This is a genomic window from Streptomyces sp. NPDC057682 (genome assembly GCF_042799575.1).
In the GTDB taxonomy this organism is placed as follows: domain Bacteria; phylum Actinomycetota; class Actinomycetes; order Streptomycetales; family Streptomycetaceae; genus Streptomyces.
In genome coordinates this window covers 77231-99215 of record NZ_JBHVIN010000003.1, presented here as the reverse complement: position 1 = coordinate 99215, position 21985 = coordinate 77231, and the positions used below count along the sequence as shown (strand labels likewise).

Below are 21985 nucleotides of genomic sequence, written 5' to 3'. Positions count from 1 at the left end.
ACGGTGAGATGCCCGGACGTCCGGCGGACGTGGCAGCGGCTTGCCGTGGGAGTGACGCCCAGACGGGTCGGTCCGGTCACGCGCGCTGTCCCGCATGCGCGGCGGCGGCGCCTTCGGGTGCGTGCGTGGCGGCGTCGGCATGGATGTGCGGGCGCGACGCCCCGCCGTCCCGCTCCGCGTGGACGTGCGGTGCCATCGGACCGGGGTCGACGGGGGTGTGCGCACCGGAGCGGTAGCGGGCGAGGGTGGCGCGGACCCAGTCGGTGAGCAGCCGGACGGACGCCTCGTCGTGCCGGGACAGCGCGACGACCGGAGCACCCTGCCGTGCCTCGCGGCCCTCGCGCGTCATACGCTCCACGTCCACGCCCACGTGAACGCCCAGATCGGTCTTGTTGATCACGAGCAGATCGGCGCGCGCGATGCCGGGACCCCCCTTGCGGACGACGTCTCCGCCGCCGGCGACGTCCAGGACGAACACCTGGGCGTCCACCAGCGCGGGGGAGAAGGTGGCGGTGAGGTTGTCGCCGCCGGACTCGATGACGACCAGATCCAGCGGGCCGAAGTCGGACTCCAGGTCCTCGGCCGCCAGCAGATTGGCCGTCACGTCGTCACGGATCGCCGTGTGGGGGCACGCCCCCGTCTCCACCGGGCGGATTCGCTCGGGGTCCAGTACCCCGGCGCTCCTGAGGAAGCGGGCGTCCTCGTCGGTGTAGATGTCGTTCGTGATGACGCCCAGGCTCAGCTCCCCGGCGAGCGCCCGGCACAACGTCGCGATGAGTGAACTCTTCCCGGTGCCGACCGGGCCGGCGACGCCCAGGCGCAGGGCACGGGTGGGGGCGGTGGTGTTCTCAGGCACGGAAGAGCCTCTCTGTGGTGGTGTCGTGGGTCTCGGCCCAGCGCTCGACGAGGGGAGCCCCGTGGGCGGGAATCTGTTCCGGGCGGCGCAGAGCGGCGACCCGTACGGCCATCTCCTCGATGTCCGGGAGGAGTTCGCTCAACCACACCGCGACGGCCAGCGGGTCCTGCGGTTCGAGCTTGAGCAGGGCCGAAGTGACGGTCTGGGCGTCGTCGTAGCCGACGAGACGGGCCACGTCGGCCGGGTCCATGCCGGTGCGGTGCGCGAGCAGACCGAGGACGACCGGGCGCGACCAGGTCCGTGCGCGGTCGTCGACGGGGCCGGGCCGGAGCGCCTGCAGCACCCGCAGGTAGCCGCGCCCGAGCCGCCGCCCGTTCGCGCGCAGCGCCGCGCTCGGGGTCCGGGCGGCCCAGGCGGCCTCGACCCCGGCCAGATCGCCGCCGTCCGCCGCGACCGCCCGCGCGACGACGGCGGTGCCCGCCTCGACGAGGGTGACGGTCCGCAGCCGCGAGCGCAGATACGCGGGCACCTCGGCGGGCGTCGTCCCGGCCCGCAGCGCCGGCTCCAGCCCGGCGGACTGGGTATGCCCCCCGGAGGGGAGTCGCGCGTCGCCCAGGAGGGCGAGAAGGAGCGGAGATGTGCTCACCGGGCGCCTCAGAACAGCAGGTACCGCTGAGTGAGCGGCAGGCTCCTCGGCGGCTTCGGCTGGTCGAGATACCAGTAACCGCTGAGGCTCTTGTGCCGGCCGAGCCCGTGCGCCGCCGGGTCGACTCCGGGAATCTCCACCGCGATCTTGAACGTGCTCGGGTCGATGTCGATGCCGAACCGCCCGTCGTTGAAGACCATGTCCGCCTTCCCGACGCCCTTCACCGGCTTCGCGCCCCGCAGCTCGCGCCGCAGACCGAGCGTGTCCCGCAACGAGCCCTTGAACACTCCCGTGCCCCTCACCTCGTCGTAGGGGTCCATGTCGGCGGGCGGGTCGAGCACCTTCTCCGAGACGAACGAGTACGAGAGCCGGCATCCGATCGCGTCGGCCATCGCGGGCCGCAGGAAGGTCGGCTGAGGGGTCGACACCGAACCGTTGGGATCACCGAGGTTCCCGACGACCATGGCGCCGCCCTTGATGACCACCTCGGGCCGTACGGCGAAGAACCGCGGGTCCCACAGCACGAGATCGGCCAGTTTGCCCGGCTGCACCGAACCGACGTAGGCGTCGATGCCGTGCGCGAGGGCCGGGTTGATCGTGTACTTGGCCACGTACCGCAGCGCGCGGGCGTTGTCCCCCGGCCCCCGGTCGGGCCCGTAGAAGAACCCGGCGTCCTTGAAAACCTGATGGCTCCACTCCTTCATGACGTGGGCCACCTGCCAGGTACGGGTCACGACCTCCCCGATCCGCCCCATGGCCTGCGCGTCGGAGGAGGTGAGGGACATGGCTCCCATGTCGTGCAGCACGTCCTCGGCGAACATGGTCGTGGAGCGGATCCGGGAGTCGGCGAAGGCCTGGTCGTTCCGGTTGCTCAGATCGAGGTGGTGCGCGGAGGCCAGCATGTCGATGTGCTCGGCGACCGTGTTCACGGTGTACGGCAACGTCGGATTCGTCGACGCGGGCAGGACGTTCGGCTCCGCGGCCACCTTCAGGATGTCCGGGGCGTGTCCGCCACCGGCGCCCTCGGCGTGGAAGACGTGGACGCCGCGCCCGTCGATCGCGTCGAGTGTGGTCTCGACGAAGCCCGCCTCGTTCAGCGAGTCGGCGTGCAGGGTGACCTGCAGTCCCCACTTCTCGCCGGCCCGCAGCGCGGCGTCCAGCGCTGCCGGGGTGGCTCCCCAGTCCTCATGGATCTTGTAGCCCCCGGCCCCCGCGAGCGCCTGCTCGTCCAGCGCGGCCTCGCTGACGGTGTTGCCCTTGGCCAGCAGCATCACGTTGACCGGCAGATCGTCGAAGCTGCGGTGCAGGTTCACCAGATGCTGCGGGCCGGGCGTCACCGTGGTCGCCTTGGACCCCTCCGAGGGCCCCACACCGCCGCCGATCAGCGTAGTGGTTCCGGTGGACAGGGCCTCCCTGACCGCCGACGGCGAAATGTAGTGCACGTGCGTGTCGACGGCTCCGGCGGTGAGGATCCGGCCCTCGCCGGCGATCACGTCCGTGGAGGGGCCGATCTCCAGCCCCGGTGTGACCCCGTCCATGACGTCGCTGTTCCCGGCCTTGCCGATCGCGACGACCTTTCCGCCCCTGATCCCCACGTCCGCGCGGACGACGGAATAGCCGTCCCCGCGCTCCAGCGCGGGCCCGGCATCGAGAACGACCACATTGGTGATCACGGTGTCGGGGGCACCCTCCGTGCTCGTGGTCGTCCCCTGGAGCATCGACTCGCGGATGGTCTTCCCACCGCCGAAGATCGCCTCGTCGCCCCCGAAGGTCAGGTCCTCGGTGACCTCGATCCACAGGTTGGTGTCGCCCAGACGGACCTGGTCGCCCACGGTCGGCCCGTAGGACTTCGCGTACTGCGCGCGCGTGATGTGCGCCATTGCATTCCTCCAGCTGGATGTACGGGTGCCCGGTCAGCCGAGAGCGACGTCGTCGTCCGGCTTGCCCTTGCGTAGGCCCGGAACACGCCGCCGTCCACCGATCGGCACGACCTCGATCGCCTCGCTGGGCGCGTTCTCGGGGCTGAACCGCATCGAGTCCCCAGGGGCGATGTCCAGACGGCACCCCCAAGGGGCCGTCCCCGGTGTCTTCGACCGGTCGTACGCCAGCGCACGGGCGGCGGCGATCTGCTCGGACCGCACCCGCCGGGGATCGGTCAGCACCGCCTCCGCTTCGGTGGCGGTCTCCGGATCGGTGAAGAACAGCAAGTCCTCGTTGACATCGGCGAGATGGAAGTGCGAGCCGATCTGGATGTCGCGGTCACCCACATTGACCACATACACCATGGCCTTCTCGCTCCCCGCGTTGAGCACGTGCGCATCCTCCGGATCCCTGACCCACACCCCTCCCACCGCGTACCGGCGGACATCGCCCGCCCGGTCCGGGTCCAGTTCGGACGGCGGGCGGGGTTCGGGCCTCTGACAGGGGTCGTCCACGCAACAGGGGCACGGGGGCGGGCACGCGGCCGGTGCGCAGCCGGTCGGTTTCGGGGCGGGCGGCTGGAAGTACGGCATGGGCTTCGACCTCAGCGGATAGGAGCGGGCAGCGGAACGGGCCTCGGCGCGCGGATCGGTTCGTACAAGGTGACGAGCTTGCGTCCGTCGGGAAACGTGGCCTCGACCTGGAGGACGTCGAGCATCTCGGCCACGCCGTCCATGACGTCCTCGGTCGTCAGCACGCTCTCGCCCTCGCCCCGCGTATCGCCCTTCCGCTCCTCCAGCGGGACCCCGGCGTCGCTCATCATCTGGTCGACGGTGTAGTTGCCCGCACGCGCCTCCTCGATGACCCAGCAACTGATGTAGGCCACCGCCTCGGGATAGTTGAGCTTGATCCCGCGTTCCTTGCGATAACTGGCCAGCATCCCGGCCACGCTCAGCAGCAGCTTCTCCTGCTCCGAGGGAATCAGATGCATCCGTACTCCTCTGCGACGGTGAGGGCGCCCCCTGCCCCCGGAACGACCAACGGCACCGCCTGACTCGGCTACCTTTGCTTGCTCTGCCGAATCACCGCGCCGCAGTCGATCATGATGCGGAGAACCGCCGTGCCACCGCATCACCACACCCGGAACCCCGAACGGATGCCGAGGCGAGCGTGTGACCGAAATCGGGGGCGTCCCGCGTGTCGGCGGGAAACAGCGACTCCGCGTATCCCCAGCGACGAACACCGCCTGCCGACGGCGCGTCCACCGAACTCGGGCAACTCGCCCGCCCCGAACGGCCCGGTGGATATGCCCTGGAAACGCTCCGGCCACGTGTAGGGCCGCACATGCCCCCGCCCCGGCCGCCGCAGCCGAAGAGGGTCATGCCCCGGGGGGCTCCATGGTCCGTGCGATCTCGCGGATCGTACGGCCGAAGACCTCGATCGCCCGGGTCCCGCCGTCGGAACGCCACATCAGCCCGTAGCCGAGGGGCGTGTCCTCCTTCACCGGGACGTAGGAGACGCCGGGCCGCCCGTGGTACAGGGCGATATGAGCCCCCGCCAGCAGGACGCCCTTGCCTCCGGCGACGAGCGTCAGCGCCTCCTGGAGGTTGGTGACGGACGGGCCCTGCCCGATCGGCCGGCCGCTCGGTGTGACCGTCGGCAGATGATGCTCCGTCCAGTACTCCGGGATGTCACCCGCGATGGTGAGCGCCGGCATGCCGGCCAGATCCTCCAGCGTCACCGCGGCCTGCCCGGCGAGCGGATGCCGGGACGCCACCGCGAGCACCCTTGCCTCGGCGAGGAGCGTGGGACCGCGCGTCAGATCGGCCTCGTGCACGGGGAAGTCGGTCAGCTGGACGTCGAACTCGCCGTTGCGCAGCATCCCGTACGGGTCGGCGAGCGGCACTTCGCACACCTCGACCGCGAGTTCCGGATGACTCGAACTCAGCCGCTCGGTCGCCTTCATCACCATCTCCCCGGCGAGCGGTGTGGAGAATCCGACGTGGAGGACCCCCTCGATGCCCCGTGCCGAGGCGACTGCCCTGGCCAGCGCGTTCTCGATGCCGCGGTAGTGCGGTTCGAGGTCGTCGCGGAGACGGCGGCCCAGGGGCGTGAGGGCCACCCGCCGGCTCGTCCGCGTGAACAGGGGCGCGCCGACCCGGCGTTCCAGCTTCTGCACCAGCTGGCTCACCCGGGCACGGGACAGATGCAGCCGGGCGGCCGTGTGCCCGAAGTGAAGCTCCTCGGCCAGGACGAGAAAGCATTCGATTTCGCTCTGGTCCACAGACGTCTCCGGATGGTGCGCGGCAACGGATCGGATCGGTAACTCCGGCTGAACGAACGTTGCGATGACCGCTGTTGTTCCCGTGCCCGCGGTGGCGAAGGCTTGAGGCACCGACCACACCTCACACTCCGGAAGGAGTACCTCGTCATGAGTACGCTGAACGCCTCGGGCGGGCTGGGCACACGCAAGTGGGGCATTCTGCTCGTCCTGTGCGGCGCGATCTTCCTCGAAGGCATCGACGTGGCCATGCTCAACGTGGCCTTGCCGTCGATCCGCACCGATCTGGGGCTCTCCACCGGTGAACTGCAATGGGTCATGAGCGCCTACGTGCTCGGCTACGGCGGCTTCATGCTGCTCGGCGGACGGGCCGCCGACCTCTACGGGCGCCGTCGGATGTTCGTCCTCTGGCTGGCCGTCTTCCTGCTGTTCTCCGGGCTCGGCGGCTTCGCCACCGAGGGATGGACCCTGATCCTCGCCCGCTTCGTCACGGGCGTCGCCGCGGCCTTCATGACCCCGGCCGGGCTGTCCATCATCACCACCGGCTTCGCCGAGGGACCGGAGCGGAACAAGGCCCTCCTCGTCTACTCCGGAACCGCCGCGGGAGGCTTCACGATCGGCCTGGTCGCCGGCGGGCTGCTCACCGCCGTCGGCTGGCGGTGGGTGTTCTTCGCCCCGGTCGTGCTCTCCGCCCTCGTCCTCGTCGCGGCCCTCGTCCTCGTCCCCCGCTCGGCCCGCCCGAAGCGGACCGGCAAGCGCGTCGACGCGCCCGGCGCACTCACCATCACAGCCGCCCTCCTGCTGATCGTCCTGGGCGTCGAGCGCGCCTCACACGCCGCACCGGCCGTCACCGCCGCGACGCTGCTGGGCGGCCTGGTGTTCCTCACCGCCTTCGTCGTCATCGAACGGCGCACCGCCGAACCCCTCGTCCGCCTGTCGATCCTCCGCCACGGCCCCCTGGTCCGGGCCAACCTCTCGGCGCTGCTGTTCGCCGCCGGATTCTTCGGATTCCAGTTCCTGGTGGTGCTCTACCTGCAGGAACTGCGCGGCTGGTCCACCCTCCAGACGAGCTTCGCCATGCTGGTCGTCGGAGTCGACGCAGTCCTCTCGCCGACACTCACCCCCCGGCTGGTCACCCGGTTCGGCAACGCCAGGGTGATCCTGGGCGGCCTCCTGCTCGCGGCGCTCGCCTACGGACTGTTCCTCCCCCTGGGAGCGGACTGGAGCTACGCGACGATGTTCCCGAGCCTGATCCTCCTCGGGCTCTCCTTCTCCCTGGCGTACGGTCCCCTCACCATCGTGGCGACGGAGGGCATCGCGGAGGAGGAACAGGGACTCGCGGGCGGCCTCCTCTACACGGCCTTCCAGTTCGGCGCGGCACTCGGCCTCTCCGCCGTCACCGCCGCCGGCACGGCGGCCTCGGGCGCCGCGACCCCCGCGGCCCAGCTCGACGGCTACCGCGACGGCCTGCTCGTCCCGTTCGCGGCCGCCGCCCTCGCCGCCGTCATCAGCGCCGTCGGCCTGCGCACCCGGCCACGCACGACCGCGCCCGCACCGGCCGGCCCTCCCGCCGAGCACACCGACGTCCCCGCCGCCCGCTGACAACCGAGAGGACACCCCCATGACCACCGTCGTCACCACGTTCTCCGAGATCGAGCGCACCTTCACCGATCACATCCGCGACATCGGCTACGCGACCATGGTCACCGTCGACCACCGCAACCGCCCGCGTGCCCGGATGGTGATGCCGGTGTGGGAGGTCGTCGACGGCGCCCCCGTCGGCTGGCTCGCCGCCTTCCGCACCCCTGTCAAGACCGCACACCTCGCGGCCAACCCCCACACCACGTACACCTACTGGAGCCCCCGCCAGAACGCGGTCTTCGTGGACGGCGTCTCCACCTGGGCCGAGGACCGGGCCTCCAGGACCCACGCATGGGACCTCTACCGACGAGGCGGCCCACCCGGCGTCGGCTACGACCCCGTCCGCTACTGGCCCGGCGGTCCCACCGACCCCGGCTACCACGTACTGCGCATCGACCCCTGGCGCGTACAACTCGTCCGCGGCACCGACCTGCACGGCACCCTGTGGCGCAAGCCGGACCCGGCCCGGACCCCCGCCCCGGTCGCCGCGGGCGCCCCGGCACGGGATCCCGCTGAGCCCGACGCCGGCTGACCCGGAAAACGACCGACGGCCCCGCTCCGGCAACCACGGGGCGGGGCCGTCGCGCCGCCCGGAACCGGGGGGTACGGAGCATCACCTCAACCGCGCCACCACGGATCGCGTACGAACAGGCTCTCCTCGCCCGTGCACGCGGCACCGTCGGAGATCTCCCCGGTGTCCAGATTCCAGCCGACGACGCCGTTCCCCTTGCGGCCGAGTTCGATGAGGCGGTTGCTCTCGGTCCGGGTCCCGGCGGTGACCTGGCAGCGGACGATCGACGTCCACGCCTGTCCGTCGAGCGCGGCGACGAAGGACAGCACGGGCAGCACGAGCGCCGTCAGGCACAGGGCCGCCCACTGTTCCAGCGCCGCGGCCCGGCGCAGCACCCGCGACGGGCGATAGCCGCCGTCGTGGCCTCCTGCCGAGTCCCGGTGACCGGAACGCGCGTGCGGACGCCGTCTCCCGGTGCGGTACTCCACAACGACGCCCTTGCGCAGCACGTACGCGGCCACCCCCGTGCCCACACCCCACCACGGACCGAAGAAGCACGCGATCACCACCCCCATGGCGGCCGGATCGACCACGGTCAGGGCCGCGCGCCGGAGCCCCCGAAGCACGCCGGCCTTCACGGGAACAGCGCCCCGCGCCGCGAACAGGGCGAAGACGATCCGGGAGACGACGACGGCCAGCACCGAGGCGAGAAGCGGATCGGTGAGCACCATCCCGATGACGACATCCGGCCAGTTCGCCGGCTCCATCCCGACGAACACATCACGCGCCGCCGCTCCGCCCCCGACCGTGTAGGCGACCTTCGTCACCGGCACCGCGAGGGCGATCGCCAGCAGCACCGTATGCCCGGGACCCCCGTGACGATCCGCCGACCGGGCCTCGGCTCCGTCGTCCCGTCCGGATTCCGTCTCGACGTCCTTCTCCGCCACGACGCCTACCGACCACCGCGAACAGCCACGCTCCGCTCCCGCACCGCACCCCCGAGCTCCCGCCGCCTCCCCGGAGCACCATCGGCCGCACGCCCTCCCTCATCCGGGACCCCTGTCGAACCCATGAACCCTCCCGCCTCCGAACGACCGCGGCGCCCCATGGCATCGCCGCACCTGCCCGCCAGCCTCGCCCGCCCCGCGCCTTCCGGCCATCAGCGCTACTCCGACGGGCCCAAGCGGGGGCGTACGGGAGTGATGGGGGCGCGGTGCGGGCGAAGGAGGCGCGATCGCGGGGGTGCGTTCGTCATCCCGCGAGGACTTGACTCTCAGGTGGCGAGAGACGGCACAGTCGCTGCCGTGGACAGGAAAAGCTTGCTGCCGATCGGGCAGTTCTCGCAGGCCAGCGGCCTCTCGATCACCGCGCTTCGGCACTACGACGCCAGTGGCGTGCTGGTGCCGGCGTTCGTCGATCCGGTGAGCGGCTACCGGTACTTCCGGCGTGACCAGGTGCGTACGGCCCAGTCGGTCAGGGCGCTGCGCCGACTGGACATCCCCGTCGAGGAGGTGCGCCGACTGCTCGACGGCGGGCAGGAAGCGCTGGCCACCGCGTTGCGGGCACATCTGGCGGCGGCCGAACGACGGCTGGAGACGCAGCGTTCCCTGGTCCACGGTCTGTTGAGCCGAATGACCGAAGGAGCAGACATGACACACCACGTCACCGCCCGTCAGGGGCCTGCCGAGCGGATTCTCGTTGTCGGGGCCGCCGTGGACAACTCCGGGCTCGACCCGTTCCTCCGGCGTGCCTATCAGGAGATGTACGCAGTCGCCGGCCGCGGCCCGCTCACCTTCGCCGGGCCCGCCTTCGTCCGCTTCCACGGCGTGTGCGACGACGAGAACGAGACGCTCGTCGAGGCGTGCCTGCCGTTCTGGGAGGACGGCGCGCAGCCCGCCGGCCTGCCCGAGGGCATGAATGTGCGCGACCTGCCGGAGAGCACGCTCGCCTGCACACGGATCGAGGGAGCGGCCGCCGCCTTCCCGCGGATCCTCGGCGCCTACGACGCCGTCGCCGACTGGATATCCGAACACGGCTTCGCCTTCGCGGGCCCGGTCCGGATGATCTACCGCCGGTGGACCGGGACGCCCGACGACCCGGGCAACCGGCTGGAGATCGCCTGGCCGATCGACGAGCCCGCCGACGATTAGGGGCGGTCCGGAGCCAAGATCACGGTCGGCGGCACCACCGTGATCGCCATCGGCGGTGAGGCCGGATGGACCAGCGCCCCGTGCGGGGGACCGTCCCCGGTGTGAGCATGTTGTCCGACCGTGACCCCGGACTCCGGGCGGGTGGGCCCCGGCCCGCGTGCGTCCGCGGAGGTGAGCGCCCCGTGCTCGTGCTGAGCGTCCTGGCCGCCCTGCTCGGCGCGATGAGCAACGCCATGGGGACCGTGCTCCAACGCAAGGCCGCGCTCAACGTTCCCGCGAGTCATGCGCTCAAGCCCCGGCTGTTCGCCGATCTGGCGCGGCAGCCGGTGTGGGTGGCCGGGATCGGGGCGGTCGCGGCGGCTGCCGCGTTCCAGGCGCTCGCTCTGGCTGCCGGGCCGCTCGCCCTGGTCCAGCCGGTCTTCATCCTGGAACTGCCGTTCGCTCTGATGATCGGCTCGTACGTGATCCGTCGGCGCCTTCCCACGTCCGGCTGGCGGGCGATCGGATACATCGTCGTCGGGCTGGCGGTGGTCCTGGTCGCGGCCCATCCCCACGGCGGGAAGGCTCAGGCGCCGATGACGCTCTGGGTGCCCGTGATCGCCGTGTGTCTCGGGGCGATCGCGGGCCTCGTCGCCGTTGCGCGCAGGCTGCCGTCGGGCTTGGGACGCGCCGCCTGTCTGGGCACGGGGTCCGCGGTGGCGAACGCGCTCACCGCGGCCCTCATGAAGTCGGCGGCCCGCACCTTCGCCGACGACGGGGCCGTCGCCTTCCTCTCCGTCTGGCAGACGTACGGCTTCGCCCTGTGCGGCGTCCTGGCGATCGTTCTGCTGGAGAACGCCCTGCAGGCGGGTCCCATCACGGCCTCCCAGCCCGCGCTCACACTCGGCGACGCCCTCGTCAGCCTCGTTCTGGGTGTCGTGCTGTACAAGGAGGAGATCGGCGACGGCTGGTGGCTGCTGCCGATGGGAGCGGGACTCGCCGTGATCGTGCTGGGAACCCTGCGGCTGTCACGTGTCGCTTCGCTGACGCGCATCCTGCCGTCGTGACCGCCGGCCGGCCCTCCCCGTACGCGAGGAGGTGAACGGGATTCCGCAACCGGCACCGCCACATGCGACGCCCTCGGTCCGCCGCCGTTGTCAGTGGCGGATGCCATGCTGGCGGCATGACCTCGTGGAACCTGCTCGACATCGACAAGGCTCTGCACGCCGCCTGGGCCGCCGACACCTGTTCGCCGGACGACCTCGCCCGGTGCGGATGGCGGCCGGACAACCCCGCGTGGGGTCACTGCGACATCACCGCCCTGGTCGTGAACGACATCTTCGGCGGGGATCTCATGGTCGGGGAGGTCCACTGCCGGGGAGAGCAGCAGGGATTTCACTGGTGGAACCGGCTTGCCAGTGGTGTCGAGCTGGACCTGACCCGTGAGCAGTTCCGGGACGGCCAGATCGTCACCGCGGCCCGGGTGGTCGAGCGCCCGCCGGGGCCCCTGCCCAGACGCTGGGAGGAGTACCTCCTCCTGCGCGAGCGGGTCGGCCGGCGTGTCGGTCACCTCCCCGAGCCGGCCGTACGGCGGACCGCCCCCGCCGGGTGACGGCGGGTCCGGATCTGCGGCCGTTGGGCATCGGCGGTGTGCTGTCCGTGCGGGACCTCGTGCTCCGAGGGTGTTCCCGACGACGCGAGGAAGGCGGAGGGCCGTCGGGAACGTCCAGGGGCACAGGTGGTGGCCGTCGATGACGGGGGCGGCGGATCACGTCCCCTTGCGGAGGGTACGGGTGATCTCCAGGCCCTCGACAGCGGTGAGCCGTTCCTCGCAGGGGATGCCCAGGGCGGTCGCCAGGTCCCGGCCGTGCAGGTCCACCGCCGCTTCGACGAGCTCGGCGAACTCGTGCACCGCGAGCCGGGCCTGCCGCCACGCCCCGGTGAAGGTGACGGCGGCGATCAGCGCTGCGGGCCACCACCAGAGGGCGGGCAGTACGTACAACAGCCCCCAGGCGGCACGGCGTGCCGCTGCGGTGAGTGCGGTCCGGGCCGCCTGTATCTCGCCGTGAGCGGTGTCCGGAAGCAGGAGCCAGAGCCTGGGCCAGGCCGAGGTGAGGTCGATGGCGTACGCGCGGTGGACCCGGGCGTCCGCCGCCAGGAGCCGGTCGCCCATCCAGGTCGGGCGCGCGGGGCGGGAAAGGGCGATGAGGTTGCGGGCCTCGCCCAGTTCGGCGGTGGTCGGCGCGGGGGTCCCGCCCGCCGGATCGTCGGGGGCGGAGGGGCTGTCCGGTGCGTCCGGTCCCGGGACGGCACGGGATTCCGCGGCGGCGCGCAGCGCCCGTTGGGTCAGCGCCTGCCGGTAGCGCGCGTCCGCGGCGCTCCACCGCTGTACGCGACGCCGGGTCAGGGCGCGGGCGGCCGGGCGCAGGGGCCGGGGCCAGTCGCCGAGCCAGAGCCTTTCGACGCCGCCGCCGAGTGCGCCGGCCAGCCGGCTGGCCCCGGCGGAGGTCGCGAGCACGAGGGCGGCGACCAGGACGACCGTCCCGGGGGAGTGCGTGGCGGGGGTACCGGCCAGGGTGTCGATACGGTCGATCAGCAGGTGGTGGCCGAAGGGGTCGCGGTGTCCGAGGACCGAGCCGGCCGCCGCCACCGAGAGGTAGAGGAGACCGGGCAGCACGAGCAGCGACAGCCAGGTGTCGGCGAGCTTGCCGCCGAGCGTCGCCAGGAACGCCGTCATCGCTCACCACCTGACCAGACGCAGAGGAAGGGCGAACAGCTCGCACCGGCCGCCGCCCGCGTCGAGCACCACACGGTCGCACGCGCCCGCCGGACACACATGGGCTTCCTCCACGGGATGCCCGGGGCCCAGGTGGGGCAGTGCCGCACCCCCGGCGGCCCGCAGTTCGCCGAGGCCGCGGGCCATGCCGCACCGTCGGAGCAGTTCGTCCATGTCCGCGAGGAGTCGTGCCGCGTCACCCCCCGCGCGGAGCCCGCTCAGGATCGTCTCCAGTGCCGGCAGCTGTCCGCGGCGTGCCACGACGGCCCTGATGCCCGTGAACTGAGCGCAGAGTTTCGCGAGTTGAGGCGAATCCTGATCCGTCATCCCGCTTTCCTCCCGCGATGCCGATGCCGCCTCGTACGGTAACTCCTATGACGGCCGCGGGGCGTGACGACTTGGTACGGGCCCTTGGCGCCAGGGTGCTGTTGTACCGCTCCTCCCTGGACCAGGACGCGGTTGTCTCCCCGCAGGCCCTGGTCGAGGTGCGGGAGTTGATGCGGCTCGTGGCCGACCCCTCGGCCGACCCGGAGGCCGTCAGGGCCGTCGCGGACCTCCATCTCTGCCGGAGCGTGGTGCTGGGCACGGAGCGCGGCCGGGAGGACGCCGTCATCGCCGCGGCGCTGGCCCGGTACCTGGAACCCGGGGGACAGCCCGAGGCCGTTGCCGAGCCGGCGGACCGGCACCTGGCCGGCCTTCTGGCGCAGGCCGGTGACCGGGTGGCGGCGGCCGAACGGCACAGGGATGCCGCGCTGCTGCGACAGGCCCTCCACGCGGCGAGGGCCGCGGTCGACGGCATCCCCGTGCGGGCGGGGCCGGTCCGGGCCTCCGCCCTGGCCCTGTGGGGAATGGCGCTGAGGCTCCGGTACGAGCGCGGCGGCGATCCAGCGGACCTGGACGCGGCCATCGGCGCCTTCCGCGAGGCCGACGCCGCGGTGGGCAGCCGGCACCCCGACCGGGCGGGCGTACTCAGCGCGCTCGCCGCCTCGCTGCGCGAACGCCACGAACGTACGGGAGGTTTCGAGGATCTCCTGGAAGGAGTACGGACGGCCCGCGCCGCCGTGGAGGCGGGCGGCCCGGACGGCCGCGGAGGCAGGCTGCACAACCTCGGCCTCGCCCTCCGGCTGCGCCACGAGCGGACCGGGGAACGGGCGGACCTGGAGGAGGCCATCGCCGTACACCGTGAGGCCGTCGCCCTCACACCCCCGGATGACCGAGATCATGCCCTGTTCCAGCAGGGCCTGGCCAACGCATGGGACGCCCGGTTCGAACGGACCTCCGCCACCGAGGACCTCCAGGCGCGCATCCACGCCCTGGAGGCTGCGGTCGACTCGACGGCCCGGACGGCCCGGACAGTACCCGGAACCGGGGACGACGCAGCCCCGGACAGTGGCGGCAGGGCAGCGGCCGACGCCCTCACACGGGCCGGTGCCCTGGTCAACCTCGCCTCCGCGCTGACCCGGAGGTACGAACTGACCACCGACGACGAGGACGCGGACCGCGCCGAGGACCTGTTGCGGGCCGCGGCGGCCGTCCTGCCCGCCCAGCACGCGCGGCACGCCGTGATCCCGTACCAACTCGGCCTGGTGCTGGCCGCCCGTGACCGGCCGGGAGCGGAATCCTGTCTGCGGGCCGCCGCCCTCCACGCCTCGGCCGCGCCCCGGCTGCGGCTCCGGGCGGCCCGTGGCTGGGGGCACGCGGCGATGAAGGACGGCCGGCCCGAGGAGGCGGTCACCGCCTACAGCGCGGCGATCGCCCGACTGCCCGCACTTGTGCCGCGCCACCTGCACTTCGCCGATGCCGAACACGCGCTCGGGGAGAGCGGACTCCTGGCCGGCGACGCGGCGGCCTGCGCGTTGTCGGCCGGTGACCCGGCCCTGGCACTGGGCCTGCTGGAGCTCGGCCGCGGTGTCCTGCTGGGACAGGGGATGAAGAACGGCGACGAACTGGCGGAACTGCGTGTCCACGCACCTCGGACCGCCGACCGGCTCATGTGGCTGCGCACACGACTCGACGGCGCGGGCGACGGGACGACCTCCGACGAACGTCATGTGCTGGCAGCGGAATGGGACCGGCTCCTGGCCGAAGTGCGCGCCCGGCGGGGCTTCGAGGACTTCATGCTCCCTCCCCGCCCCGAGAAGCTGCTGCCTCTGGGCGAGCGGGGTCCCGTCGTAGTGGTCAATGTCAGCCGCTACCGCTGTGACGCGATCGCGGTCACCGCCGAGGGACTGCGCGTCATTCCCCTTCCCGGCCTCGCACTGTCCGGGCTCGTCCACCGGACGGCGGATCTGCTCACCGTGCTCGACCGGCTCCAGGACCCCGCCGGAGCCGGCCCGGAGGCCCAGGTGGCGGCCGAGGACGAGATCGACGGACATCTGCGGTGGCTGTGGGACACGGTGACGGGGCCCGTGCTCGACGGCCTGGGCATCACCGGCCCGTCGAAGACCCGACCGCCTCGGGTGTGGTGGATTCCCACCGGACCGCTGGCCTTCCTCCCCCTGCACGCCGCCGGACACCACGAGGAGGCGGCGGGCCGTACGGTGCTCGACCGCACGGCGTCCTCCTATACGCCGTCCCTGCGGGTTCTCGCACGCAGCCGCCGCCCCGGCAGGTCAGCGGCTTCCTTCCTGGTGGTCGCCGTACCCGAGGCGCCGGCGGCCCCGCCCCTGCCCGGAGCCGCCGAGGAGGCGGCCGTACTCACCGCGTTGCTGCCCGGGGCGCGGTTGCTCACGGGCGACGCCGCCACCCGCGACGCGGTCGTCGCCGCCCTGCGCGACCATGCCTGGCTGCACTTCTGCGGACACGCCACCGCCGAACCGGGCACGGGCTCGGGAAGCCGGCTGATCGTCCACGACCATCTCGACCACCCGCTGACCGTCGCCGGGATCTCCCGTCTCGACCTGGCCGGCGCCGAGCTGGCGTACCTGTCCGCATGTCACACGGCCCGGACGGGTTTCACGGCCGTGGACGAGGCGCTCCATCTCGCGGGCGGCCTGCAGATCGCCGGATTCCGCCATGTGGTGGCCACGCTGTGGGGCATCGAGGACACGGTGTCCGCGCGGATCGCCGAGCGGGTGTACGTGGGACTGGGCGCGCCGCGGCCGATGGCCGACCGCGCCGCGTACGCGGTCCGCGAGGCGGTACGGGACATGCGCGACCGGTATCCGCTGACGCCTTCCCTGTGGGCGGCCCATCTTCACGCAGGACCGTGAACGACAGGGGCATACAGGGGAGTTGGTGCGGGAATACCCTGTCCTGGGCGTGATGACGGCATACCGGCGTGGGGGGCGGCATGGGCGCGTGGTGGAGGAGAGCGGGCAAGGGCGGAAGAGCCGGGGGGCGGAGCGCGCGGGGTGGTGCGGGACCGGACCGGGACGACCTGATCAGGGCGGCCCATCGGTACGGAACCCCGGTGCCGGAAGATCTCGTCCGGGAGGCCGCGGAGGCGGGCGGGGTCGAGGCCATGACCGTCTACGGGATCGGTCTGGGCAACCGGGGACTCCTCGACGAGGCCGAGGTCTGGCTCCAGCGGGCGCGGGCGGCCGGTGACCCGATGGCGTCCATGGCGCTGGGCACGATCCGCATGGACCGCGGCGACTTCGACGAGGCCGAACGCTACTTCCGGCCGGTGGCCGACACCGGGAACAGCGGTGCCCGACGAGCCATGGAGGAACTACGGGCCCTGCGCGCCGCCGAGGCCCGCAGAGCCCCGGGGCGCCCTGCGCCGACGCCCGCTCCCGCAGCGCGTCCCCGGACTGCTCCGCCGGCACCGGCCCCTTCGGCGACGGCCGGCACGTCAGCGATTTCCGCCCCCTCCGCCCCCTCGGGGGCGCCGGCCGCCGCGGACGCTTCGACGTCCCGGCCGGGGTCCGCCGTGGAATGGGCAGGCCGGCTCCTGCTCCTCAACCCGGACAACGACCATCCCCACGCGCATCTGGCCATGGCCGTCCTCAAAGCCGACGCGGGGCAATGGGAACAGGCTCGCGCCCACTTCGCGACCGCGCTGCGTTCCGGCGACCCCGAGGTGCTCTTCTGGATCGCCCAGATGCATATCGCCGACGAAGGACTCCACACGGCGAGACCGCACCTACAGCGGGCGGCCGACGCGGGACACCCACTGGCCCAGCACACCATGGGAGCGCTGCTGGCCGAGGAGGGCCGGACCGCGCGGGCCGAGCACTACTACCGCCTCTCCACCGCCGCCGGGCACACCGACTCGTACGTCAACCTGGGCGTCCTGTTACGCGGGCGCGGCGACCTCGACGGCGCGGAGGCCTGCTACCACAAGGCGATCGCTGCGGGGGACGTCGACGGCATGAACAACCTCGGCAACCTGCTGCGCCAACGCGGCGACCTCGCCGGGGCGGAGCGGTGGTGGCGCCGGGCGGCCGACGGCGGCAGCACCGACGGACGCGTCAGCTACGGCGCCGTCCACGCGGAACGCGGCGACTGGGACCGCGCGGAGGAACTGTGGCGGAGCGCGGCCGAGGAGGGCCATCCCGCGGCGAAGCTCAACCTCGCGTCGGCCCTGATGCGCAAGGGCCGGGCGAAGGAGGCGGAACACTGGGTGCGGTCCGCCGACATTCCTGCCGCACCTCCCGCACCACCGGCGGACACCCCGGCCGGCCCCGACCTCGCCGCGGTGGCGAGCTGGCTCAGCGGCGCCGCCGGCGCGGGCGACGCGGACGCCCGCGCGGCCCTGGACCTCCTGAATCCCCCTGACGAGAAGTGATCCACCCGGCACATCAGAAGCCCGGCCGGGGGCAGCCCCGCCCGACACGTCCGAACGCGTAGGACACCGGTCCCGAACCGGACCGGGAGCGGCGGATCACCGATCCCGCGGCCTGCGCCGACCCCGTCCGTGCGGACGCCGACGAGGTACTGGGATGGTCCGGCGCTGCTCCGCTTACGGGCAGTTCTCCGCCGGGAGGGGGCGACACCACCCTCCCGGCGGCGTACTCACCGTGCTTCAGTGCCGCGGGCCGGGCCCGTGGGCGGGCTTCGGGCCAGCGGAGGCGGAGATTCTCCAGGTCAGCCTCTCGGTGGCCTCGGCACGGATCTCGGGGTCGCGGATCGAGGCCGTGGTGTCCACCGACTCGACCGTGACGGTGTGCTTCCTGCCGTCGGCGGGCACACCCAGCGCGGCGGGCACGGCGGAGGTGAGGCCCCGGGCCCGCTTCACCCGGACCCCGTCGACGTACCAGCGCAACTCCGGCGCGGCGAGCCCGGTGAGCGCTGCCTGCGTCACGCTGATCCGCTCCTTCCTGCCGATGGTCGTGCCCGTGGCGGTCTCGCTGCTCAGCGCGTTGGCCTCGCGGTAGAACCCGGCGATCATGGCCTCGCGTCCGGGCAGGTTGAACTCGCTGATGTTCAGCGCCCTCATGAGCGAGTTCTCCGTCGGGCGGAACGTCCCGAACGGGTAGTAGCTGCTGCCCTCGTACGTGCCGACGGTGCTGCCCGTGGGGTCGCTCTCACCGAGCCAGCGGTACCACTTGCTCCGGTTCTCCTTCATCTGTGCCGCGGTGAGGATGCTGGAGTTCGGCTCGGTGAACTCGCCGCCCGTCCAGGTGCCGTAGCCGTCGTAGGTGTACTCGTCCGCGAGGAGGCCGACCGAGTGGGCGATCTCGTGCGTGGCGATCATGCTCGACTGCGCGTTGTCCGAGGAGAGGGTCGAGACACCGTCGAAGGGGTAGCCGTACTCCTCGAGGCCGGAGTACCCGGCGCCGCCGTACTTGGTGGAGTGGGAGACGACGACGACCAGGTCGGCGTCGGGCGCCTTCTCGGCGTACGAGGCGACCTTGTCGATGTCGGCGCAGATCAGCCGCTCGGTCTCGGAGCACCAGAAGTAGCTGCCGAGTGCGGTGTTCCTGGTGACGTCGGCGGTGGGGTCCCCGGTGATCCCGGACTCGGCGGAGACCGCGTCGACGGTCCAGACGTTCATCAGGCCCTGGTAGCTCGCGTAGGGCTCGACGGCGGTGATGTCCGCCCACTTGGCGGCCGCGGCCGCGTGGAAGGCGTCCTGCTCGTCGGCGGTGTAGCCGTCGCCGATGATCACCACGTCCAGCCGGTCGTCGGACGAGCCGGTCACGGCCAGCTTGCCGACGGCGCCGTCGGTCGTCGCCGCGGACGGCGCCGCGCTCCTGAGTGCGGTGCCCCCGCTTCCCGACCCGGCGGAGAGCGGGACATCGGTCCGGTGGCCCTCGCCGCCCGGTTCGGGGAAGTACTCGACGCTGACGCCGGGCGTCCGCGCGGGCTCCGGGTCCGCGGCCGAGGCGGGCGCGGCGAGCGCCGCCCCGAGCACGGCCGTGAGCGCGACGCCCGTGGATATGACGGCAGTTCTTCTTGTGCGCATGTCACCCCTTGCTCTGGTGTGCGGGCCGGGCGAGGGGCGGTGGGGAACTGCCGAGCCTCTGGCCGACGGGCCCGCTGGTGGCCGGCAGGGCATCCTCCGACTCCTTCGCCGAGTTAAATTCAAGATTAAATCCACTTGAGTTGGCGTTTAACTTAGGGTGTGGGCGGGAGCCGCACAACGGTGAGGGGCGGTCAGCAGGTTGCGTTTGGATAACTGGCGTCTCGCCGCGGTTCTGGGACGAGCCGGTCCCGCGCGCACATCAGGACGTGGCCGACCCGTGTGGGACCATGCGAATCGCTACGGGCGGGAGTCGCTTCGTCGCACCGGGCCGAAGCGCCGTACGGCGCGGAGGACGGGAGCGGCGTGCCCGCCTCGCCCGCGGACCCCGAGGTGGTCGGCGGGTCGGCACACCACAGGACAACAGATGACACACACAAGGTCGGGAACTCCGGTGGACGACATGCGAGGGGGCGCCATGCCGCAGCCCGACGGGGCGGAGACGGGCGGCGTCGGCACGACCAGCCCCGGGGGGACGACCCTCCCCGGGGGGACGACGGACCCCGTCGCGATCGGCCGGAGGGTGAAGAAGCTGCGCAAGGAGCGCGGGCTGACTCAACGGCAGCTCGCCGAGCCGGAGTACACCGCCGCGTACGTCTCGACACTGGAAGCCGGCAAGGTGCGGCCCTCCGAGGCGGCGCTGCGGCATATCGCCGACCGGCTCGGGGTCGCCGGGGAGGAACTGGCCACGGGCCGGCCCACCCACCTCGCCGCGGAGCTGCGCATGCAGCTGACCGACGCGCAACGGGTGCTGGCGGTCGCGGACGCCGCGGATGCGCGGGCCGTCTACGAACAGGTACGTGAACGGGCCGCCGCGTACGAGCTCACCGAGGAACGAGGCGCCGCACTCATCGGCCTGGGGGAGTGCGCGCTGGAGACGGGCGAACTGGCCGAGGCCCTGGCCCGGTTCGAGGCAGCCGAACAGGCGCTGGCCGGCGAGCCGCTGCCCGCCCGCGCACGGGCCGTCCGGGGCAGGTCCATCGTGCACTACCTGGCAGGGGAACTCCGCTACTCCTGCTACCTGCTGGAAAGCGCGATCGACGAGCTGAACACTTCAGGGCTCCACGACCCGAGCGCGCTGCTGCAGCTGTACACGGCCTCGATCGCCCCCTACATGGACATGGGCGCACACGCCCGTGCCGCGCAGGCCGCCGAACTCGCGCTCGCCCTGGTGCCGCAGGTCTCCGACCCCGTACTCGTCGCGGGCATGCACCGCACCGTGGCCCGCACCCTGATCGCCGAGGGCAGGGCCGACGCGGCCCAGACCTCGTTGACGCGCGCCGCCGAACTCTACGAGCAGTTCCAGATGCGCACCGAACTCGCCCACTGCCACTGGATGCGTGGCTACGTCTGCGCCCAGGACGGCGACCTCGCCCAGGCCGAGGCGGCGCTGCGGACCGCACGCTCCATGCTCGTCTCCAAGCGGGCCGCCCTCTACGTCTCCCAGGTCGAGGTCGAACTCGCCGACGTGCTCCGCAGGCGCGGGAAGTCGCAGGAGGCCGCGGAACTGCTGGAGAACCTGCTCAGCGGTCTCCAGCACGATCGTGGCGCGGTGCACGCCGGCGGAGCCCACCGGCTGCTCGGCCTGATCGCCGAGGGGGCCGGCGATGTCGAGTCCGCCGAACTGCACTACGCCAGTGCGCTGACCCTGCTCGAACAGGCCGGGGCTGCCGGAGACCTGGCCGACATCTGCCGGCTCCTCGGCGACCTGATGCGTCACGAGGGCCGTACGGAAGAGGCACTGAACGCCTACCGGACGGGTCTCGGCCACCGCGCCGAGCCCGGAACCACCACACTCGGCCCCGCCCCCGCCCGCCCGCCGGTCACCCCCTGGACCTGAGGCGGCGGGGACGGGCGGGTCCTCCTGCCGGGACCGGTGCCGAACGCCGGGCCACCCGGTCGGAGCGGTCCTGGGGCGGTGGAGTCACCTACTCGCCGGCGCGGGCCACGAGCAGCGGCTGGAAGAACCCTGTCTCCTGCGGCATCCGCCAGCAGGGGTCGGCAAACCCGGCCTCGACTGCGAGCGCGGTCAGGCGATCCTGGCCGAGTGCCCAGTAGGTGGTCCGGCGGACCTGGACGCGCCATTCTCCCTCTGTCGGCAGGAGTTGGAAGTGCTCCAGGTCGTAGTGCTCGCCGTCGTCGTGCCAGTGCCAGAGCTGGAAGGTGACGGTCCGTTCTCCGTCGTCGACGCGGTCGGCGGTCCGGTGGACCTGTGGAGGCGTCGAAGTGGGGTGGTCGCGCAGCAGGTCTTCGTAGGGACGCGTGCTGACCAGCAACAGGCCGTCGGGCTGCAGCACGCGACGCATCTCGGCCAGGGCGGCGTGCACATCCTGTTCTGTCAGCAGGTGAGGCAGCGAGTTGTCGGCGCAGACGACGGTGTCGAAGTGGCCATCGGGAAAGGGGAGGCGTCGCATGTCGGCGGCGGCCGTGCGCAGGCTCAGGCCCCGGCGGGCGGCCTCACGGGTGGCGCGGGCGGCGGCGCGTGGGCTGAGGTCCGTCCCGGTGACGCGATGCCCGCGCAGCGCCAGGCCGATGGCCTGCGTGCCGATGCCGCAGGAGCAGTCGAGCACCGCCGCGCGATCCTGGCCGATCAGGGCGTCCAGAGCGTCCCCCTGCCGCCGGATGCTCGCGTCCCAGTCGGAGTAGATCAGGTGGTAGTCGTCGGCCAGTTCGTCGTAGAAGTGCGCCACTGGTGTCCCGGTCATGGCCGGGAGAGTACCGTGCGGGGTCGCCGCGAGGCGTTGGCCGCAGCAGCGCGATGTGACGGCCGCGCGGAATCGCGGCGGCACTGTGCGGGGGCGGCGGGGAGCACGGTG

At 72.3% G+C, this 21985-nt stretch carries 19 protein-coding genes; 8 read left to right on the top strand and 11 right to left on the bottom strand.

Annotated features, from left to right (window positions below; genetic code table 11):
• Positions 1-76: 76 nt before the first annotated feature.
• From ureG to ACFVDM_RS05675, 6 genes are all read right to left on the bottom strand, one after another.
• Positions 77-856, bottom strand: a complete 780-nt coding sequence (gene ureG / locus ACFVDM_RS05700; RefSeq protein ID WP_383633743.1) for an urease accessory protein UreG — start codon at positions 854-856, stop codon at positions 77-79.
• Complete coding sequence (locus tag ACFVDM_RS05695; RefSeq protein WP_383633741.1) at positions 849-1502, bottom strand: urease accessory protein UreF; 654 nt, start codon at positions 1500-1502, stop codon at positions 849-851. Before ACFVDM_RS05695 ends, ureG begins: the two co-directional genes overlap by 8 nt.
• Positions 1503-1510: 8 nt before the next feature.
• Positions 1511-3382 (bottom strand): urease subunit alpha, encoded by a 1872-nt coding sequence (ureC, locus tag ACFVDM_RS05690; RefSeq protein WP_383633739.1) that lies wholly within the window; start codon positions 3380-3382, stop codon positions 1511-1513.
• 33 nt (positions 3383-3415) lie between these two features.
• A complete protein-coding gene (locus ACFVDM_RS05685) occupies positions 3416-3814 on the bottom strand; it encodes an urease subunit beta (protein ID WP_383633737.1) in 399 nt (132 codons plus the stop codon).
• 212 nt (positions 3815-4026) lie between these two features.
• Positions 4027-4413, bottom strand: a complete 387-nt coding sequence (gene ureA / locus ACFVDM_RS05680) for an urease subunit gamma (protein ID WP_383633735.1) — start codon at positions 4411-4413, stop codon at positions 4027-4029.
• Positions 4414-4800: 387 nt separating this feature from the next.
• Positions 4801-5706: a LysR family transcriptional regulator gene (locus tag ACFVDM_RS05675; protein ID WP_383633733.1), complete on the bottom strand. Its 906-nt coding sequence runs from the start codon at positions 5704-5706 to the stop codon at positions 4801-4803.
• A gap of 147 nt (positions 5707-5853) precedes the next feature.
• Between ACFVDM_RS05675 and ACFVDM_RS05670 the strand changes: the two genes are divergently transcribed.
• Both ACFVDM_RS05670 and ACFVDM_RS05665 read left to right on the top strand, forming a co-directional pair.
• Positions 5854-7305: an MFS transporter gene (locus tag ACFVDM_RS05670; RefSeq protein WP_383633731.1), complete on the top strand. Its 1452-nt coding sequence runs from the start codon at positions 5854-5856 to the stop codon at positions 7303-7305.
• Between the two features lie 19 nt (positions 7306-7324).
• The gene (locus tag ACFVDM_RS05665; protein WP_383633729.1) at positions 7325-7876 is read left to right on the top strand and encodes a pyridoxamine 5'-phosphate oxidase family protein; all 552 of its coding nucleotides are present in this window, start codon (positions 7325-7327) and stop codon (positions 7874-7876) included.
• A gap of 86 nt (positions 7877-7962) precedes the next feature.
• Here the strand turns inward: ACFVDM_RS05665 and ACFVDM_RS05660 are convergent, their stop codons facing one another.
• Entirely contained in the window at positions 7963-8802 is an 840-nt protein-coding gene (locus ACFVDM_RS05660; protein WP_383633727.1) for a hypothetical protein, read from the bottom strand.
• A gap of 357 nt (positions 8803-9159) precedes the next feature.
• Here ACFVDM_RS05660 and ACFVDM_RS05655 point away from each other — a divergent pair, with 357 nt between their 5' ends.
• The 3 genes from ACFVDM_RS05655 to ACFVDM_RS05645 all read left to right on the top strand — a co-directional run bounded on the left by ACFVDM_RS05655 (position 9160) and on the right by ACFVDM_RS05645 (position 11596).
• Complete coding sequence (locus tag ACFVDM_RS05655; RefSeq protein ID WP_383633725.1) at positions 9160-10005, top strand: MerR family transcriptional regulator; 846 nt, start codon at positions 9160-9162, stop codon at positions 10003-10005.
• Positions 10006-10187: 182 nt separating this feature from the next.
• Complete coding sequence (locus tag ACFVDM_RS05650; protein WP_383633723.1) at positions 10188-11051, top strand: DMT family transporter; 864 nt, start codon at positions 10188-10190, stop codon at positions 11049-11051.
• A 116-nt stretch (positions 11052-11167) separates the two neighbouring features.
• The gene (locus ACFVDM_RS05645; protein WP_383633721.1) at positions 11168-11596 is read left to right on the top strand and encodes a hypothetical protein; all 429 of its coding nucleotides are present in this window, start codon (positions 11168-11170) and stop codon (positions 11594-11596) included.
• Positions 11597-11752: 156 nt separating this feature from the next.
• Here the strand turns inward: ACFVDM_RS05645 and ACFVDM_RS05640 are convergent, their stop codons facing one another.
• Together ACFVDM_RS05640 and ACFVDM_RS05635 are read right to left on the bottom strand one after the other, a co-directional pair.
• Positions 11753-12721 carry a hypothetical protein gene (locus ACFVDM_RS05640; RefSeq protein WP_383633719.1) on the bottom strand — a complete coding sequence of 323 codons (969 nt, stop codon included), beginning with the start codon at positions 12719-12721 and terminating at the stop codon, positions 11753-11755.
• A gap of 3 nt (positions 12722-12724) precedes the next feature.
• The gene (locus ACFVDM_RS05635; RefSeq protein ID WP_383633717.1) at positions 12725-13087 is read right to left on the bottom strand and encodes a hypothetical protein; all 363 of its coding nucleotides are present in this window, start codon (positions 13085-13087) and stop codon (positions 12725-12727) included.
• 47 nt (positions 13088-13134) lie between these two features.
• Here ACFVDM_RS05635 and ACFVDM_RS05630 point away from each other — a divergent pair, with 47 nt between their 5' ends.
• Positions 13135-15972 (top strand): CHAT domain-containing protein, encoded by a 2838-nt coding sequence (locus ACFVDM_RS05630; RefSeq protein WP_383633715.1) that lies wholly within the window; start codon positions 13135-13137, stop codon positions 15970-15972.
• Between the two features lie 200 nt (positions 15973-16172).
• Positions 16173-17492 carry a tetratricopeptide repeat protein gene (locus ACFVDM_RS05625; protein ID WP_383633713.1) on the top strand — a complete coding sequence of 440 codons (1320 nt, stop codon included), beginning with the start codon at positions 16173-16175 and terminating at the stop codon, positions 17490-17492.
• Positions 17493-17729: 237 nt separating this feature from the next.
• Here the strand turns inward: ACFVDM_RS05625 and ACFVDM_RS05620 are convergent, their stop codons facing one another.
• On the bottom strand, positions 17730-19112 hold the full coding sequence (locus tag ACFVDM_RS05620; RefSeq protein ID WP_383633711.1) for a M64 family metallopeptidase: 1383 nt from the start codon (positions 19110-19112) through the stop codon (positions 17730-17732).
• 475 nt (positions 19113-19587) lie between these two features.
• On the opposite strand from ACFVDM_RS05620, the gene ACFVDM_RS05615 reads away from it, so the two are divergent.
• Positions 19588-21009, top strand: coding sequence for a helix-turn-helix domain-containing protein (locus tag ACFVDM_RS05615; RefSeq protein WP_383633709.1), 1422 nt, complete (start codon positions 19588-19590; stop codon positions 21007-21009).
• Between the two features lie 88 nt (positions 21010-21097).
• On the opposite strand, the gene ACFVDM_RS05610 is transcribed toward ACFVDM_RS05615, so the two are convergent.
• A complete protein-coding gene (locus ACFVDM_RS05610; RefSeq protein WP_383633707.1) occupies positions 21098-21874 on the bottom strand; it encodes a class I SAM-dependent methyltransferase in 777 nt (258 codons plus the stop codon).
• Positions 21875-21985: the final 111 nt, after the last annotated feature.